Here is a 16,234-nt window from a genome sequence, read left to right as displayed (position 1 = left end):
TATTAACTTTGGCAAGTAATTCAATGAAAATTTGATTTGATACAATTCATTTTAATTAAATTTCTAACCTCAAAAATTAAAATATGAGTGAAACTAAGCAATTTGACGTCATCATTATTGGCGGGAGTTATGCCGGACTTTCTGCGGCAATGTCTTTAGGAAGATCTTTGAGAAAAACTTTGGTCATCGACAGCGGAAAGCCTTGTAATATTCAAACTCCGCATTCTCATAATTTTCTGACACAGGACGGTAGTTCGCCTTCTAAAATTTCAACTTTGGCGAAAAATCAGGTTAGAGAATATGAAACGATTAAGTTTTACAACGGAAAAGCTGTTTCAGCTCAAAATACAGATTTTGGATTCGAGATCACAACCGAAAACGGAGAAAAATTTAACTCAAAAAAACTGATTATTGCCACAGGAATTATAGATGAAATCCCGGATATAAAAGGATTTAAAGAATCTTGGGGAATATCATTGGTTCACTGTCCGTATTGTCACGGTTACGAATACAAGGGTAAGAAAACGGGAATTATTGCTACCGGAGATAAAGCGATACATATTTCTTCTCTCGTTAAAAATTTAACGCAAGATGTGACGATTCTGACTCAGGAGAAATCAAAATTCACTGACGAACAGCTAGAAAAACTTAAAAATAATCACATCGAAATTATAGAAACTGAGATTACAGAATTAAAACACACAAATGGTTTTGTAAATAGTCTGATGTTTGATAATGGAAAAGAAATCAATTTTGAAGCAGTGTACGGTGCGTTTCCTTTTCATCAGCATTCCGACATTCCGGAAAAGCTGGGTTGTGAATTGACAGATTTTGGTCATATTAAAACTGATCAGTTTCAGAAAACTAATGTTGCGGGACTTTTCGTGTGCGGCGATAATTCTTCGATGATGCGCTCTATTTCGAATGCGGTAATGACAGGAAATGTGGCGGGAGCAATGGTGAATATGGAATTGGTAACAGATTGTTTTTAATTTGTTTACATTACAGGGCTAAATTTTGTTATCTTTAAGTTCAATATTCGAATTCAAGATGAATAAAAATCTATGGAAAAAAATTGAAGAGTATGATCTCGATCAACCTCCAAGCGATTATGATTTCAGCCTCAGGTTGGCCCACGAAAACTACTGGACGCAAAATTTCACAAAACAGGCAGTTTTAGAATACAAAAAATTTATGTATCTGGCTGCAGTTTCAGATATGATGGTTTCGCCGTCAGAAATTGTAGATACGGTTTGGCATCAGCATCTTATTTTCACCAAATCTTATCACGAATTTTGCCAGATCTTAGGAAAACAAATTCAGCATATCCCTTCTACACACAATAAAAAAGATTTTACAAAATTTAAAGATGCCAAAGAACGTACAGTCAAATTGTATGAAACTCACTTTGGAAAACAGCATGATATTATCTGGAATTATTCAAATCCCTACGAAAGTCTTCATTTAGATAAATCAAACTTTGAATTGCAAACCACACTGATCATCGGGATGGTAACATTTATTGTTCTCACAATCCCGCTCTATTTTTTATTGAAACCTTTATATTTGAATACTAAAAACCCGGACTTTATGATCTTTTATTTAGGATTAATCGTCATTCTTTTTGCAGGATTGGAATGGTATAACCGGAGAAAATTTGAACAAACCATACATTTATTTGATAAAAATTGTATCATTTTTGATCTTCAGCCTTTTGAATTGATTTATCTTAAAAACATGAATATTTCTTCCGTCATCAACGGAAGCGTAAATGAATTGATTGACAATGGTTCGATAAAAATAAATGCCGATAAAACAATCAGTGTAAATGATCTAACCTTTATTAAATCTCGTGAAGACAGACAAATTATAGCTTCCTTAGAAGATCTTGGGAAAAGTTCGTATTCTAATTTTTTAAATCAACTCATCCCAAAACCCGTATTTTCAAATATCGTGAGATCGATGGATGAAGTTAAAAAATATTTTAACAGATCAAAGATTTTCTCTCATCTGTTTGTTTTAAATTTTACACTTTTTCTTATATTAATAATGTTCGGATTGCTAAGAATTGTAACCGGAGTTTTACGTGAAAAACCTGTTGTGCAGATCACTTTAGCAGTGATCGTCTTACTATTTCTGATGATTGGCTACCTGTTTCGGCTTACCAATGTATTCAGCTCAAAAGTTTTACCTGGTGCTTACACAAAAGAAATTTTATCAAAAAGAAATACCGAAAATGATTGGCAATGGAACTATTTTTTGTTGGGCACGGCAATTTTTACAACTTCTTTTGTTTCACTGACGAACAGACCTACACCTGACAGCTCCGGTGGAAATTGCGGAACCTCATCATCATCTGATTCATCTTGCGGAGGCAGCTCTTGCAGCAGCTGCGGAGGTTGTGGTGGAGATTAATTTAAATTAAAATATATATGAAAACTACACGACTTTTTTATATGATTATTTTATCATTGTGGATCTCATCATGCAAACCTGAAAATAAAGAAAACGGAAAACAGCAAACTGCTGCAGAAATAACATCTTCTTCTAAAGCTGGTAAGGCCGAAAAACGAGCTCAGGATATTGATTTATCTCAATACAGTAGACTTGTACCTGTTGAACTGAAAGATTCTAAGAGCACGGATGTTTTAAAAAAGTACGGTATAGAATTCAGCGGAAACTGTTACTCTTGTGACCTCGCGGTTATTAAAATCAATGAGAAAAATTTTGATATTGTCAATGTCTGTGATGAAAATGATTTTGAAAGATTTAAAAAGTTTAATTACGAAAATTCCGGAAATATTCTGAAAATAGCCACCGCCGAAACTACATTTATCTTCACAAAAGTTGAAAAAGAGCCTGTTTATCAGTTAAAAATTGAAGGCAAGCAACCTGACTTTAAAAATAAAAGGATTTCACAATTCTATACTCCGGAAAATTTGATCAATAAATTTGAAGAGCACGATTGTGGTGATTTTGAAGGTTAAAATATGAATCAGATTCTTAAAAACCATATTCAGAAAACTATTGATCTTTCTGAAATCGAGATGGAGAAAGCCTATTCTTTTTTCTCAGAAGAACATTTCAAAAAGCGTGAAATGATCATCAATGAAAATGATCAGGTCAACCATGTTTATTTTATCGTTTCCGGGCTATTAAAGCTTTTTTATACAGATAATGAAGCTAAAGAACATATCATTTCATTCTCAATGGAAGATTGGTGGGAAAGTGATTATGCTGCATTTTATACACAGACAAAAGCCACTCAGTCATTACAATGTCTTGAAGATACAATAGTTCTAAAACTTTCACTGGAGGGATATTACCATCTTCTGAATGATGTCCCGAAAATGACTGATTTCTTCCTGAAAAAAGCAGTGGGCGGACATATTTCCAGCCAAAGAAGAATACTTTCACTGATGACCATGAATGCAAAAGAACGGTACGAACAATTCATTAAATTCTATCCATCCTTAATTCAACGGATTCCCAAAACAGTTTTAGCATTGTATTTAGGTGTTTCCCGGGAAACTCTAAGCCGTCTTGAATCAAAATAAAGTTGTGACACACATCACACGCTATAATCTTTTCGTCTGCCGAACTTTGTTCCGTTAATTAATTTAAAATATATTCAACATGGAAAAAAGAATCATCAATCCCTGGACTTGGCAGGACGACAGAAATTATGCGCAGGCTGTCGAAGTAAAAAATGTGCAGAGCACGCTTTATGTTTCCGGACAAACCGCGATCGACGATAACGGAATTACTAGCAACGATGATATGAGAACGCAGATCATCAAGACTTTTGAAAACCTGGAGAAGGTTATTCTGCAGGCTGGTTTTGAAGTAAAAAATATTGTTCGTCTGAATGTTTATACAACAGACCATCCGGCATTTTTCGAAAATTTTGACATTTGGAAAGACTGGCTTACGAAGCTGGGTGTTCAGCAGGCGAGTAATGTAATCGAAGTGAAGACATTGTTTGAAACATTAAAAGTAGAAATGGAAGCAACGGTGGTAAAGTAATTTTATAAAGATTTTAAACATAAAAAACCGCATCTCACGATGCGGTTTTCATTTATATAATTTCAATAATTAAAACTTTAAATCACCATTCACATCTCTTACTGCCTGTGCAGCTTCAGCAAATTTAGCTTTCTCTTCTTCAGTTAAAGAAATATTGACGATGCTTTCAACACCATTTTTACCGATGATAGCAGGAACACCTAAGCAGATATCGCTTTCGCCATATTCTCCGTCAAGCATTAATGAACAAGGGATCATTTTCTTCTGGTCGCAAGCAATTGCCTGAACCATTACAGAAACAGCTGCACCCGGCGCGTACCAAGCTGAAGTACCCAACAATTTAGTTAAAGTAGCACCACCTACTTTCGTTTCTTCGATTACATATTTTTGTTTTGCATCATCAAGGAACTCAGTTACAGGAACTCCGTTTCTTGTTGCTTTGCTCAATAATGGAAGCATCCCGGTATCACTGTGAGCTGCGATTACCATTCCGTCTACGTCTGAGATCGGAGCTTCTAAAGCTTCTGCCAATCTGTATTTGAATCTTGCAGAGTCTAAAGCACCTCCCATACCGATGATTTTGTGCTTAGGAAGACCTGAAGTTTTGTGTACAAGATAAGTCATCGTATCCATTGGGTTAGCAACCACGATGATGATTACTTCAGGAGAATTTTTTACTAAGTTTTCAGTAACTTCTTTTACGATTCCTGCGTTGATACCGATTAGCTCTTCTCTTGTCATTCCCGGTTTTCTAGGGATACCTGAAGTGATAACCGCTACGTGAGAACCTGCTGTTTTGCCATAATCTCCTGTTGTTCCGGTAATTTTTGTATCAAATCCGTTCAAAGATGCAGTCTGCATCAAATCCATCGCTTTTCCTTCAGCAAAACCTTCTTTGATATCTACTAAAACTACTTCTGAACAGAAGTCTTTCATGGCGATGTATTCTGCACAACTTGCTCCTACTGCGCCTGCACCTACTACAGTTACTTTCATAATATTTTTATTTATTGTTTTTTATTGGTATTATGGAACTTTATAGTTTCATAATTTTACTCTTTATTCTTAGTTTAAATTTTTGCTTCCCAAATGTACAAATTCCCGAAAAATTGGGCAATCTTTCAGGAATTTTAATTATTATTTAAGGAAATTAATTAACGTTTAATAAAAACATATATAATTTTTTAGCTCCGGACAATGCTTCCTCGTAGTTTTCTTCAGCCACTTCAGCATCTAAAACTTCTTTAAAATTCTTCCACATCGGTCCTGTACTTTCCTGATAACATCCGAAGAAGTTGAACGTCACCTCATCAAAACCTTTGGTTTTAGAAAGCTGTTTGGCAATCACATTTCCACCTAAAGTAGAACCTTCGATTACATACATTGCCCCCAATGCTTCATACTCATTTGCAAATTCAAGATTACGAGTTGCCATTTGACTTTCTAATGCTAAGCTTACGAGATCTTTTTCTATCAACGGAAGTTTTATTCTTTTGTTTAAATAAAGTTTCTCAGAAAAATTTTCAGAAAGCATCCTGAATATTTTTTCTTCACTGTGAAGCAGCATCAGATAATTGGTATTGATGATTTTTTTGTAATCTTCTAAAGTAAAAGTTTTATTAAAAATTTTGTCAGCGCTCAACAGCTTTTCAGCTGCATCATGAAATTCGGCTGTATTTTGTTTTAGATAATCGGATACCATTTTTAGATTTAAGGTTTCACAAATTTAGGCTTTTGAAATGTTAAAATAAAACATGTGCCTGCATCAGTGCTTTCATAGTCTACATTTCCGCCAATTCTGTTCATAATCCTGTGTACGATGGAAAGACCGATTCCGTTTCCTTTAAATTTTCTTGCGTTGTTCATCCTGTTAAAGATTTTAAACATTCTATGCTTCTCCTCCTCCGGGATTCCGATACCATTGTCGGTGATTCTATAGATAATCTGGTCTTCTTCTTCTCTGCCTTCAATTTCAACTTTTGGGTGATCCTGTTTAGAAGAATATTTTATAGCGTTATTGATGATATTTAAAAAAACCTGATGCAGCATGGTCTTATCTGCCAATACAGTTGGGCAGTTTTTAATTATCACTTCACTATTCGGACTGTCAAAAGTCAGTTTGGCATTTTCTGAAATTTTCTGAATCGTTTGTTGCGTTTCTAAATTTTCAAGCTCAATTTCACTGTGTTTTGCACGGCTTAGCTGTAGGACATCATTCATCATTTCAGCCATATTGTCGATCTCATTAATGATAGAGCTGATTTTATGTTTGTTTTTATCAGAAGTATCAGAAAGGCTTTTCAGCAACATCTGAGCATTCAGTTTCATCACCGTTAATGGAGTTCCCAAATCATGCGAAATGGTATATGAAAAACTGTCTAGCTCTTCATTTACTTTTTTTAGTTGCTCATTCAGTTTCTTAATAGTCACATATTGCCTGTGAGAAGTTTCCAAAATCACATCGCGGATAGACTGTATGGCGATTTCGTTTCTGCTGCTCCATCTTCTGGAATTCCCTTTAATATTTTCTTTAAATACCTCAAAAGAAGTTCGTGGTGAGAAGATATTTTTTTCTTCGCCATTTTTTGAAAAGATACCAATCTTCTTTTCCGGTTTTCCTGCCCAGTTGATATGGTCATCAAATTCTCTTCTGAACCAGATCAGCAATTCGTTTTTACTTTTTTCAACAAAGTAAATAACCACTCCGCCAGCGGTTTCGTCAAGACCCAATTCATCACCGAAATCTTTAAGAAAGCTACGGCTTATAAAAAGGGTCTCTTCCGTATTTTCATAAGCCCAATCTACAATTCTATGAATAATATCACGTTGAGGAGTAATACCGTCTGTTACCACATAATTTTCTGAAATTACGGCTAAACCATCCGCTTCGGGCAGATTTTTGATTGCAGATTTGTTTTCAACCAGAGATTCAAATAAGGTATTGTGTTTTAAAAACTCTGATTTCAGCTGTGAGGCTTTAGAATTTAAATCTAAACGATATTCAAGCTCTCTTTTTGATTTGAAGGATGAATATGCATTAGATGCTAAAACAGTAAAAATACCTGCCTGTACACGATCTTCCAGATCAATATGTTTGGGGACAGAATTCTGACAAGTAACCAGACCCCAAAGTTGGTCATCTATAATAATAGAGACACTAAAACTTGAAGCTGCTCCGGAATTTTTGAGATACTGACCGTGAATTGGCGACATTGCTCGTACCGATGAATAGGTGAGATCAATGGTATCAAAAGTTTTGCTGAGAAGCTTAACCGGTTCTGAGAAAACATTGCTGAAGATTCTTTTTCTTTTCTTTTTATACAGTTCGCGTGCCTGTCTCGGAATATCAGATTCGGGATAGTGAAGCCCAAGATAACTTTCTAAACTGTCATTTGTTTTTTCTGCAATCACCTTTCCGGAACCGTCCTCCATAAATTTGTACACCATGACACGGTCATAGTTGATAATATTAAAGAGTGTACCCAGAAGCTGATCCCAGATTTCCTGATCATTATCGTTGATGTAGAAGTTATCGTATTTGTTGGTGATTCTTTTATATGGATTTTCTAAAAGTGCCTCAAACTCAAGAAAAATCTGATCCTGACTCCGGAAAACAGAAAAGTGATATATTTTTCCGTTGATCGAAATCTTGTCGAAATACGTCTCGTTATCTCTACGGGTAAGATTTTCCAGAGATTCGAAAATATCTGAAGTCATTACATTTTGAAAAAGCTCCGGAAAATCACTGATTTTCTTTCCGAATAAAATATCGGAATTTCCAATTTGAAAAAGCTCTTTGATATTCTCACTGAAGAAAGTGATGGAATGAGATACTGCGTTGATGCCAATCAGATAACCAAAACTTTGTATATAGCCCGGTACGTGGATGGGCTCATCATGACATTCAACAAAATTCATAAATAACACTTAAAGAAATCAAAGTTAGCTATTTTTGGTATCGAAAAGTAACTTTGTGGTATCTGATAAGTTATTTGTAATGATAATTAATAAAAATTACATTTTGTTAATAATATTTTAACAAGGTAATGCGGAAACTGTCATAATAATCATTAATGTTTCATAAAAAAATAAACATTAATATAATTTAGATATGATCTCTCAGATTATCATATATTATTAAAGATATAATTTTAAACCTCTTTATCAAAATACAGCATATAATATTTACCTTTCTCATCCTGGCCCTGTTCCAGCATTTTTCGATCTCCATGGATATAAATGTGGAAATTCTTATCAAGCTTAATGATACTCTTAAAATGTCTCTGAGTTTTCTTTACCGCTGCTTCACTAATAGGAAATTCTTCTGATATATTGATCTGCATTTCCTGCTCATAATCAGTTTTAAAATTATTAAAACTTTCGATAACATGCTCGTCTTTCAAAACTTCGGCAGCAAACTCATCCAGCTTAAATTCTTCTTTTTCTTTAAAAAAATTGATTGACTGATTTAAAAAGTCTGCCTGATCTGCCTTTGAAACTTCAAATTCCTGAGGCAGCTGCTTTGTAATATAGTCTTTGTAGACCATCAAAGCTTCTTGCGTATGAAAATACTCGTCATCGCGCTGTTTTACTTTTAGGAAATCTTCGAACCAATAATACATGTCGCCATTTTTGTTGTTGTCAACGACTGAAAGTACGTATCCGCTTTCTTTGCTGCTATTGTAGATCAGCGCAGCTTTGTCTATTTTTGAAAGACTGATCCCCTGATCCTTATCGATTTCAAATGATTCATTTTTAGGAAAAATCTTCAGGAAAGATTCTCTTTTTTCGGTTTTAAAAATTCCTATTTTATCTACTTTTTCATCACCTTCCCTATCGTCTTCAAAGTAAACAATAAACAATTCGCCGCCTTGAACACGAGGATTTTCTGCTGCTTCAAAAAGATGTTTCGCCAAATTTTCAGATTCCCACAAAAATTTGCCTTTGTCTTCAAAAATTTCAGAAACAGAACTAAATACGGGATTGTTGACCAAATAAGAATCACTATAAAACTGATAGGTTTCTTCGGTTTTAAAAGAGCCTAGAAAATAATTCTCCAACATTTCTACCGTTCCTTCATCCAGTTCAAGCTCTTCCTGAGAAAGGAGAAGAGATTCTCCGTTAATTTTATTTCCGACTCTGTGCACTACAATTTTTGAAAACATCTTTGATTTTTTGTGGCTGCAAAGATATTCAATCTGATGATTAAAAACCATAAAAAATAATTTTCTAAAAGTATCGTCACTAAGACTTATTTATTTGAAAAGCTGCGTCATTTTTTTCATTACAGATTATAAAGGTTTGACTACATATTTCTAAAATTTAACGCAAACAAATAGATTTAATAATCAAACACTTACAAAAATCCTTTTTATAACGAAAGCTTTATTCCACCGATAAACAAAGGATTTTTTGAAATTTATAAAATTATTTTTAAAATTAAACACCTCTATCATTTTAAAATTTTCAGATGATTTTGGTACACTTTTAATAGACTTTAGAATGTTTTAAAAAAAATATTTTGACAATGAAGAATTTTGAGGCGGATACTATTAATGAAACTCAGGCAATTGAGCATTTAAAAATATTTTATCCATCAATTCAGAACGAAATTTCGCAGCTTTCTGCACAAAACAATTTTCCGGGCATTATTCAGTCAACCGTAGATTATCTTAAAGTTCTTTTACAGGAATCTAAAATAAACATCGTTAACAGAAACATCAAAATGATGGAATGGTTGTACAAAAACGGAACTTTCAATGTAAAACACATTATCGAAAACTTATTTATCAGATCATTCGGAAGCCTTAAAAAGCACACCGACATTCAACAATGGAATACGCTGTATGAATATATGCCGATAGAATTTCAGCAGATCTATCTCAACCAGACGAGACTGGATGAGATCATGTTTAAGAAGAATTAAATTTTGCAATAGACAGCGCCCAAGCTTTTAGCTTGGCGCCGTCGTTTTATATTGACAAGTTAATCAATATAATAACATTTACTTTTTTGACATTCTTTTTTAAAAAACTTGTGCTTATTGACTTTAATCTTAAAATCTATTTTAAAATTGTTATAGATATTTATATCACGCTGCTTCAAAGAATCCTTAACTTTTTCAGGAATGATTGACGATGAAAATGATGTGACACCTTTGGCATAATAATCTTTTCCGTTTTTTAAAATATATCGATAGCTATCATATTTATATTCGTCTAAACTTAATTTCAAATATTTCTTTTCACCAGGCTTTAAGAGATAATAATTATTTTTAATAGTCAGCCAGTTTTTCGCATCTTCTAATTCAAGATTGTATAGATCAGCAGTTTCTTTAATTAAATTATAAGAAAAATTATATTGTGGAATTTCTGTATCCCATGTTGAGTAATTCTCAGTATGAACTTCCGTTCCATTATCATCTACAATTTCATAATGAGAATATATTATTCCATAAAAAAGATATAATGTTCGTGTTCCTGTATTCGTGAATTCAAAGGTTACTACATCATTTACGAGTATTTTATCCAATATTTTTATCTCACAGTCTTTTTGAAAAAAAGAAAGTAGAAAAACCATCAAAATTACTTTCATCTGCGTGAATATTTATTAACAAAAGTAAACAAAAAAAATCCCCTCGCTTTCGCTCGGGGATTTCATATTTAATCAGTTGTTTATAACTGCTTATTTTACTTCTTCAAAGTCTGCATCCTGAACATCTTCCGCTCCGTTTGCATTTCCTTGATTCTGAGCTCCTGCATTTGCGTCCTGACCTTGCTGTCCTGCTGCATACATTTCCTCTGAAGCTGCCATCCAAGCTGCGTCAAGAGCTTCGGTTTTAGCTTTTACTTCGTCGCCGTTTTTAGCTTCGAAAGCTGTTTTCAATTCTGTGTGAGCTGTTTCGATGGCTGCTTTTTTGTCAGCAGACAATTTATCACCGAATTCTTTCAATTGCTTTTCAGTCTGGAAGATCAATCCGTCAGCTTTGTTGAAAACTTCAACTTCTTCTTTTCTCTTCGCATCATCTGCAGAGTTTTCCTGAGCTTCTCTTTTCATTCTTTCGATTTCTTCGTCAGAAAGACCTGAAGATGCCTGAATTTTGATTGACTGCTCTTTTCCTGTTCCTTTATCTTTAGCAGAAACACTCAATATACCATTTGCATCAATGTCGAAAGTTACTTCGATCTGAGGAACTCCTCTTTGTGCAGGTGGAATATCTGTCAAGTCAAATCTACCGATCTCTTTGTTGTCGTTAAACATCGGTCTTTCACCCTGCCCTACTCTAATACTTACAGCCGGCTGGTTGTCAGAAGCTGTAGAGAAAACTTCAGATTTTTTAGTCGGGATGGTTGTGTTTGCTTCAATTAATTTCGTGAAAACAGAACCCATTGTTTCGATACCTAAAGAAAGTGGTGTAACGTCTAACAAAAGAACATCTTTTACATCTCCTGTAAGAACTCCACCCTGGATCGCTGCACCAATGGCTACAACCTCATCCGGGTTAACACCTTTTGATGGTTTTTTACCGAAGAATTTCTCAACTTCTTCCTGAATGATCGGGATTCTTGTAGATCCACCCACCAAAATCACTTCGTCAATATCAGAGATCGAAAGACCTGCATCAGAAAGCGCTTTTTTACAAGGCTCCATAGAACGTCTTACTAAGTCTGCAGATAACTGCTCGAATTTAGCTTTAGTCAAAGTCTTCACCATGTGTTTAGGACCTGTAGCTGTAGCTGTGATATAAGGAAGATTGATTTCAGTCTGAGGAGAAGAAGATAATTCGATTTTTGCTTTTTCAGCAGCTTCCTTTAATCTTTGTAATGCAATTGCATCAGATTTCAAGTCAACACCTTCTTCAGCTTTAAATTCATCCGCCATCCAGTTGATAATCACATCATCAAAATCGTCACCTCCTAAGTGTGTATCACCATTTGTAGACAATACTTCAAAAACGCCGTCTCCTAAATCAAGGATAGAAACGTCAAAAGTACCACCACCTAAATCGTAAACTGCAATTTTCTGATCTTTGTGAGATTTATCCATTCCATAAGCCAAAGCTGCTGCTGTAGGTTCATTGATGATTCTTTCCACTGTAAGGCCTGCGATTTCACCAGCTTCTTTTGTTGCCTGTCTCTGAGCATCATTAAAGTAAGCAGGAACAGTGATTACTGCTCTTGTTACTTCTTGTCCAAGATAATCTTCAGCAGTTTTCTTCATCTTCTGAAGAATCATTGCAGAAATTTCCTGTGGTGTATATTCTCTGTCGTCTATTTTTACTTTTACGGTATCGTTTGGTCCGCTCACAACCGCGTAAGGTACTCTGGAAACTTCAGAAGCATCATCTTTAAAGTGTGTTCCGATAAATCTTTTGATAGAATATACCGTTTTTGTAGGATTGGTTACTGCCTGTCTTTTTGCAGGATCTCCCACTTTTCTTTCACCATCTTCTGTAAATGCTACAATAGAAGGTGTTGTTCTTTTTCCTTCTGCATTAGGGATTACTACAGCATCTTTACCTTCCATTACTGCAACGCAAGAGTTGGTAGTACCTAAGTCAATTCCAATTATTTTACTCATAATATTTATATTTTTTAATTTTAAATTTAATTACACTCTCACATTCTCAATATCTGTACCATTAGAATTTTTATGACAAATTGACACACCCATGTGATTTGAATTCTTTTATACTGTATTAAAAACTGTCACAAACACTTGTTAACAGACTAAAAAATTAATTAAAGATTAATGTAAGCTTAAATAAAAGAATGTTAATTATTACTATTTTTGATAAATTTTACTCATCCGTATGTCATTACATTTTAATCCAAGAGATATTACCTGGTTAGCCTTCAATGAAAGGGTTTTGCAAGAAGCAATGGACGAAAATGTGCCGCTCCATCTTAGAATCAGATTTCTTGGGATTTTTTCCAATAATTTAGACGAATTTTTCAGAGTGCGTGTTGCCGGCTTAAAGCGCGCAATGGATTTTAAGGAAAAAGTAATTGCCGAATCTTTTTATCAGCCACCCTCAAAAATTCTTCAAAGAATCAACGAAATCGTAATTACACAACAGGCAGATTTTGATAAAACCTGGAAAAAAATTCAGGTTGAAATGGCAGAGCAGAAAGTATTCATCAAAACTTCAAAAAATCTGACCGCTAAGCAAAAAGAATTTGTAAGAAAATATTTTGATGAAGTGGTAGAATCGAATGTCATCCCCATTCTTCTGCACGAAAATACGCCAATGCCCTACTACAGAGACAAAAGCTTGTATCTGGGTGTGGCAATGAGAAAAAAAGACTGGCTATATCACAGCAATTATGCGATTATTGAAATTCCGTCGCGTTTTGTGGGAAGATTTGTTCTTTTACCGACGGAAGATCCGGAAGAAAAGAATGTGATGCTTCTGGAAGACGTTATTACTTTTAATCTTCCGCATATATTTTCTTATTTCGGATATGATGAGTTTTCTGCCAATGCATTCAAAGTAACCAAAGATGCAGAAATGGATATCGATAACGACATCAAAACCAATTTTGCAGAAAAAATAGAAAAAGGGCTTAAAAACAGACGAAAAGGAAAACCTACAAGATTTGTTTTTGATAAGGATATGGACAAAGCGATGCTCGAACTGCTTATCCGGAAATTAAATTTAAGTAAAAAAGACAGCATTATCCCAGGTGGAAAAATTCACAATTTTAAACATTTTATGGATTTTCCGGATGTATTTGAATACTATAAAAAACCTGTTGAAAGAACTTCATTTACCCATCCCGCTTTTGAACATGGTGAAAGGGTGACCGATGTTATTATGAAACAGGATGTTTTATTAAGCTTTCCATACCACACTTATACGCCGGTGATTGATTTGTTGCGTGAAGCTGCGATGGACCCTGATGTAAAATCAATTCAAATCACTGCATACCGTCTGGCGAGCAGCTCAAAAATCATTAACGCCCTGATTTATGCTGCAAGAAACGGAAAAGACGTGACTGTGATGCTTGAGCTTCAGGCAAGATTTGACGAAGAATCTAACCTGATGTGGAAAGAAATGCTGGAACCCGAAGGAATAACCGTCTTAATCGGAATTCCCGATAAAAAAGTGCACGCAAAATTATGTGTCATTAAAAAAAGGGTACATAACAAAACATTGCAATATGGATTCATCAGCACCGGAAACTTTAACGAAAAAACGGCAAAAATATACGGTGACCATTTAATAATGACTTCTGACAGAGGAGTTATGGCAGATATCAACAAAGTCTTCACTGTCCTCAAAAAGCCAAAAGAAGATTATCTTACTGTTTTAAAAACCTGTAAAAACCTGCTTGTTTGCCCACAGTTTATGCGTGAAAAAATAGTGCACCACATTGATAAAGAAATTGAAGAAGCAAAAGCAGGACGAAAAGCAGAAATGATCATTAAAGCAAACTCTGTCAGCGACCGCGGTTTGATTACAAAAATGTATCAGGCAGCCGAAGCCGGTGTTGTGATCAAAGTCATTGTGAGAGGAATCTACTGTGCTATTAATCAGAAAGATTTTAAAGAAAAAATAAAGGCCATCAGCATCGTAGATGAATACCTGGAACATGCAAGAGTAATGTATTTTTACAATAAAGGTGCAGAGGATATCTACATTTCATCTGCCGACTGGATGAACAGAAACCTTGATTACAGAATAGAAGCCGCAGCAAAAATCACTGATAAAACCCTAAAAAAAGAGCTCAAAGACATTATTGTTATTCAGTTAAGAGATAATGTAAAGGCGAGAATTTTAGACAAAAAACTGAGCAATGAATACATCAGCAATGATGAAAAAGAATGTCGTTCCCAAATAGAAACTTACAGATATCTTAAAGCAAAAACCACCGTAAGATAGCTTCTGTAAAGCGTTTTTAAATGTGTTTAGATCAAAAAAAACAAATTATTTTTGTACATTCGATTTTTAAACATCAACTATTCTCAATTAATAATTGAAACCAACAAAATAAACAGTCAACAGATGATCATTGCAGCGATAGACATAGGAAGTAATGCGGCCCGACTTTTAATCAACGAGGTAAAGATTCAAAACGGAAAACCAGAATTTATTAAATTAAACCTTTTGCGAATTCCTTTACGATTGGGGATGGATGTTTTTACCCTTGGAAAAATCGGTACTGAAAGGGAAAAAATGGTCTTAGATTCGATGAAAATTTTTAGTGATCTGATGAAAGTTTATAAAGTCGAGCATTACAGAGCCTGCGCCACAAGTGCGATGCGCGATGCCGAAAACGGAAAGGATATTATTGAGAAGGTAAGAAATTCTTCAGATCTCAATATTGAAATTATTTCAGGAGATGAAGAAGCGACTTTAGTTTACGAAAACCACGTCGCAGAAGGCCTAGACAAAGATTTCGCATACCTTTATGTAGATGTAGGTGGAGGTTCTACTGAGTTGACGTTCTATGAAAATGACACCATGATCTACGAAAAATCTTTCAATATAGGGACGATCCGTCTCCTCAACAATCTCGTGACAGAAGACAACTGGAAAGAAATGAAAGATGAGATCAAAGACAATATCAGCAGTAAAAAACAAATCGTTGCAATCGGTTCGGGAGGAAATATCAATAAAGTATTCTCCATGAGCAAAACCAAAGACGGCAAACCCATGTCAATTGCTTATCTCAAAAAAGCTTACAAAGAATTCAACGACCTTACTGTAGAGGAAAGAATGACAAAATACGGATTCAGGGAAGATCGAGCTGATGTTTTAGTTCACGCTTTGAAGATCTACAATTTCGTGATGCACTGGGCAGAAATCAACAAGATATTTGTTCCGAAAATTTCTGTTGCGGATGGTTTGATTCACAATATATATGAGAGGGTTTCGGAGGAGAAATAACTTTACTTAATTTAATATTCGTTGCACATTATCAAAACGAATTAAAATTGATCAATTCAAAATCAAATAATTAACACTATCTTCAATTTGGATTTACGGCAATAACATATGATTGCGCAGTGCTTAATTTGGATGTTAGTGTAATTGTATAGATGCATGCTTAGATAGTAAATTTATGACAGAATTAAGCAATTTCATAAAATCACAAATCAATATTTCGGAAAGCGATTTGTTTACAATCCTCTCAAATTTTCAAGAACGGGCTTTCGACAAAGATAAGTTTGTTATTAAAAAGGGGCAGATTGTAACATCTTA

Annotated in this window: 14 protein-coding genes; 8 read left to right on the top strand and 6 right to left on the bottom strand. The window is 34.6% G+C overall.

Going from position 1 to position 16,234, the window contains the following annotated elements; translation table 11 throughout:
• The first annotated feature begins 83 nt into the window (after positions 1 to 83).
• From K0U91_RS10735 to K0U91_RS10715, 5 genes are all read left to right on the top strand, one after another.
• A complete protein-coding gene (locus K0U91_RS10735; protein ID WP_220179621.1) occupies positions 84 to 992 on the top strand; it encodes an NAD(P)/FAD-dependent oxidoreductase in 909 nt (302 codons plus the stop codon).
• A gap of 58 nt (positions 993 to 1,050) precedes the next feature.
• On the top strand, positions 1,051 to 2,415 hold the full coding sequence (locus tag K0U91_RS10730; protein WP_220179620.1) for a glycine-rich domain-containing protein: 1,365 nt from the start codon (positions 1,051 to 1,053) through the stop codon (positions 2,413 to 2,415).
• A gap of 17 nt (positions 2,416 to 2,432) precedes the next feature.
• A complete protein-coding gene (locus K0U91_RS10725; protein WP_220179619.1) occupies positions 2,433 to 2,987 on the top strand; it encodes a hypothetical protein in 555 nt (184 codons plus the stop codon).
• A 3-nt stretch (positions 2,988 to 2,990) separates the two neighbouring features.
• A complete protein-coding gene (locus K0U91_RS10720; RefSeq protein ID WP_220179618.1) occupies positions 2,991 to 3,557 on the top strand; it encodes a Crp/Fnr family transcriptional regulator in 567 nt (188 codons plus the stop codon).
• 79 nt (positions 3,558 to 3,636) lie between these two features.
• Positions 3,637 to 4,026, top strand: a complete 390-nt coding sequence (locus tag K0U91_RS10715; protein WP_220179617.1) for a RidA family protein — start codon at positions 3,637 to 3,639, stop codon at positions 4,024 to 4,026.
• A 69-nt stretch (positions 4,027 to 4,095) separates the two neighbouring features.
• On the opposite strand, the gene K0U91_RS10710 is transcribed toward K0U91_RS10715, so the two are convergent.
• From K0U91_RS10710 to K0U91_RS10695, 4 genes are all read right to left on the bottom strand, one after another.
• Complete coding sequence (locus K0U91_RS10710; protein WP_219971376.1) at positions 4,096 to 5,022, bottom strand: malate dehydrogenase; 927 nt, start codon at positions 5,020 to 5,022, stop codon at positions 4,096 to 4,098.
• Positions 5,023 to 5,176: 154 nt separating this feature from the next.
• Complete coding sequence (locus K0U91_RS10705) at positions 5,177 to 5,728, bottom strand: biliverdin-producing heme oxygenase (RefSeq protein WP_220179616.1); 552 nt, start codon at positions 5,726 to 5,728, stop codon at positions 5,177 to 5,179.
• An 8-nt stretch (positions 5,729 to 5,736) separates the two neighbouring features.
• Positions 5,737 to 7,944, bottom strand: coding sequence for an ATP-binding protein (locus tag K0U91_RS10700; RefSeq protein WP_220179615.1), 2,208 nt, complete (start codon positions 7,942 to 7,944; stop codon positions 5,737 to 5,739).
• Between the two features lie 233 nt (positions 7,945 to 8,177).
• Positions 8,178 to 9,191 (bottom strand): nucleoid-associated protein, encoded by a 1,014-nt coding sequence (locus K0U91_RS10695; protein ID WP_219971372.1) that lies wholly within the window; start codon positions 9,189 to 9,191, stop codon positions 8,178 to 8,180.
• A gap of 362 nt (positions 9,192 to 9,553) precedes the next feature.
• On the opposite strand from K0U91_RS10695, the gene K0U91_RS10690 reads away from it, so the two are divergent.
• Positions 9,554 to 9,952 (top strand): DUF7674 family protein, encoded by a 399-nt coding sequence (locus tag K0U91_RS10690; protein WP_219971371.1) that lies wholly within the window; start codon positions 9,554 to 9,556, stop codon positions 9,950 to 9,952.
• Positions 9,953 to 10,011: 59 nt separating this feature from the next.
• Here the strand turns inward: K0U91_RS10690 and K0U91_RS10685 are convergent, their stop codons facing one another.
• Together K0U91_RS10685 and dnaK are read right to left on the bottom strand one after the other, a co-directional pair.
• Entirely contained in the window at positions 10,012 to 10,620 is a 609-nt protein-coding gene (locus K0U91_RS10685; RefSeq protein ID WP_220179614.1) for a hypothetical protein, read from the bottom strand.
• A 90-nt stretch (positions 10,621 to 10,710) separates the two neighbouring features.
• Positions 10,711 to 12,606, bottom strand: coding sequence for a molecular chaperone DnaK (gene dnaK, locus K0U91_RS10680; protein WP_219971369.1), 1,896 nt, complete (start codon positions 12,604 to 12,606; stop codon positions 10,711 to 10,713).
• A gap of 232 nt (positions 12,607 to 12,838) precedes the next feature.
• Here dnaK and ppk1 point away from each other — a divergent pair, with 232 nt between their 5' ends.
• Entirely contained in the window at positions 12,839 to 14,911 is a 2,073-nt protein-coding gene (gene ppk1 / locus K0U91_RS10675) for a polyphosphate kinase 1 (RefSeq protein ID WP_220179613.1), read from the top strand.
• Between the two features lie 123 nt (positions 14,912 to 15,034).
• On the top strand, positions 15,035 to 15,919 hold the full coding sequence (locus K0U91_RS10670) for a Ppx/GppA phosphatase family protein (RefSeq protein WP_220179612.1): 885 nt from the start codon (positions 15,035 to 15,037) through the stop codon (positions 15,917 to 15,919).
• Positions 15,920 to 16,234: the final 315 nt, after the last annotated feature.

Source organism: Chryseobacterium sp. LJ668, from assembly GCF_019613955.1.
Taxonomy (GTDB): domain Bacteria; phylum Bacteroidota; class Bacteroidia; order Flavobacteriales; family Weeksellaceae; genus Chryseobacterium.
Note: the sequence above shows the minus strand (reverse complement) of the source record. Positions and strands in the feature narration are given on the sequence as shown.

What these genes read in the sequence shown, in the direction of transcription:
- K0U91_RS10735 (WP_220179621.1), top strand. Translation starts at nt 84, where the DNA reads ATGAGTGAAACTAAGCAATTTGACGTCATCATTATTGGCGGGAGTTAT.
- K0U91_RS10730 (WP_220179620.1), top strand. Translation starts at nt 1,051, where the DNA reads ATGAATAAAAATCTATGGAAAAAAATTGAAGAGTATGATCTCGATCAA.
- K0U91_RS10725 (WP_220179619.1), top strand. Translation starts at nt 2,433, where the DNA reads ATGAAAACTACACGACTTTTTTATATGATTATTTTATCATTGTGGATC.
- K0U91_RS10720 (WP_220179618.1), top strand. Translation starts at nt 2,991, where the DNA reads ATGAATCAGATTCTTAAAAACCATATTCAGAAAACTATTGATCTTTCT.
- K0U91_RS10715 (WP_220179617.1), top strand. Translation starts at nt 3,637, where the DNA reads ATGGAAAAAAGAATCATCAATCCCTGGACTTGGCAGGACGACAGAAAT.
- K0U91_RS10710 (WP_219971376.1), bottom strand. Translation starts at nt 5,022, where the DNA reads ATGAAAGTAACTGTAGTAGGTGCAGGCGCAGTAGGAGCAAGTTGTGCA.
- K0U91_RS10705 (WP_220179616.1), bottom strand. Translation starts at nt 5,728, where the DNA reads ATGGTATCCGATTATCTAAAACAAAATACAGCCGAATTTCATGATGCA.
- K0U91_RS10700 (WP_220179615.1), bottom strand. Translation starts at nt 7,944, where the DNA reads ATGAATTTTGTTGAATGTCATGATGAGCCCATCCACGTACCGGGCTAT.
- K0U91_RS10695 (WP_219971372.1), bottom strand. Translation starts at nt 9,191, where the DNA reads ATGTTTTCAAAAATTGTAGTGCACAGAGTCGGAAATAAAATTAACGGA.
- K0U91_RS10690 (WP_219971371.1), top strand. Translation starts at nt 9,554, where the DNA reads ATGAAGAATTTTGAGGCGGATACTATTAATGAAACTCAGGCAATTGAG.
- K0U91_RS10685 (WP_220179614.1), bottom strand. Translation starts at nt 10,620, where the DNA reads ATGAAAGTAATTTTGATGGTTTTTCTACTTTCTTTTTTTCAAAAAGAC.
- dnaK (WP_219971369.1), bottom strand. Translation starts at nt 12,606, where the DNA reads ATGAGTAAAATAATTGGAATTGACTTAGGTACTACCAACTCTTGCGTT.
- ppk1 (WP_220179613.1), top strand. Translation starts at nt 12,839, where the DNA reads ATGTCATTACATTTTAATCCAAGAGATATTACCTGGTTAGCCTTCAAT.
- K0U91_RS10670 (WP_220179612.1), top strand. Translation starts at nt 15,035, where the DNA reads ATGATCATTGCAGCGATAGACATAGGAAGTAATGCGGCCCGACTTTTA.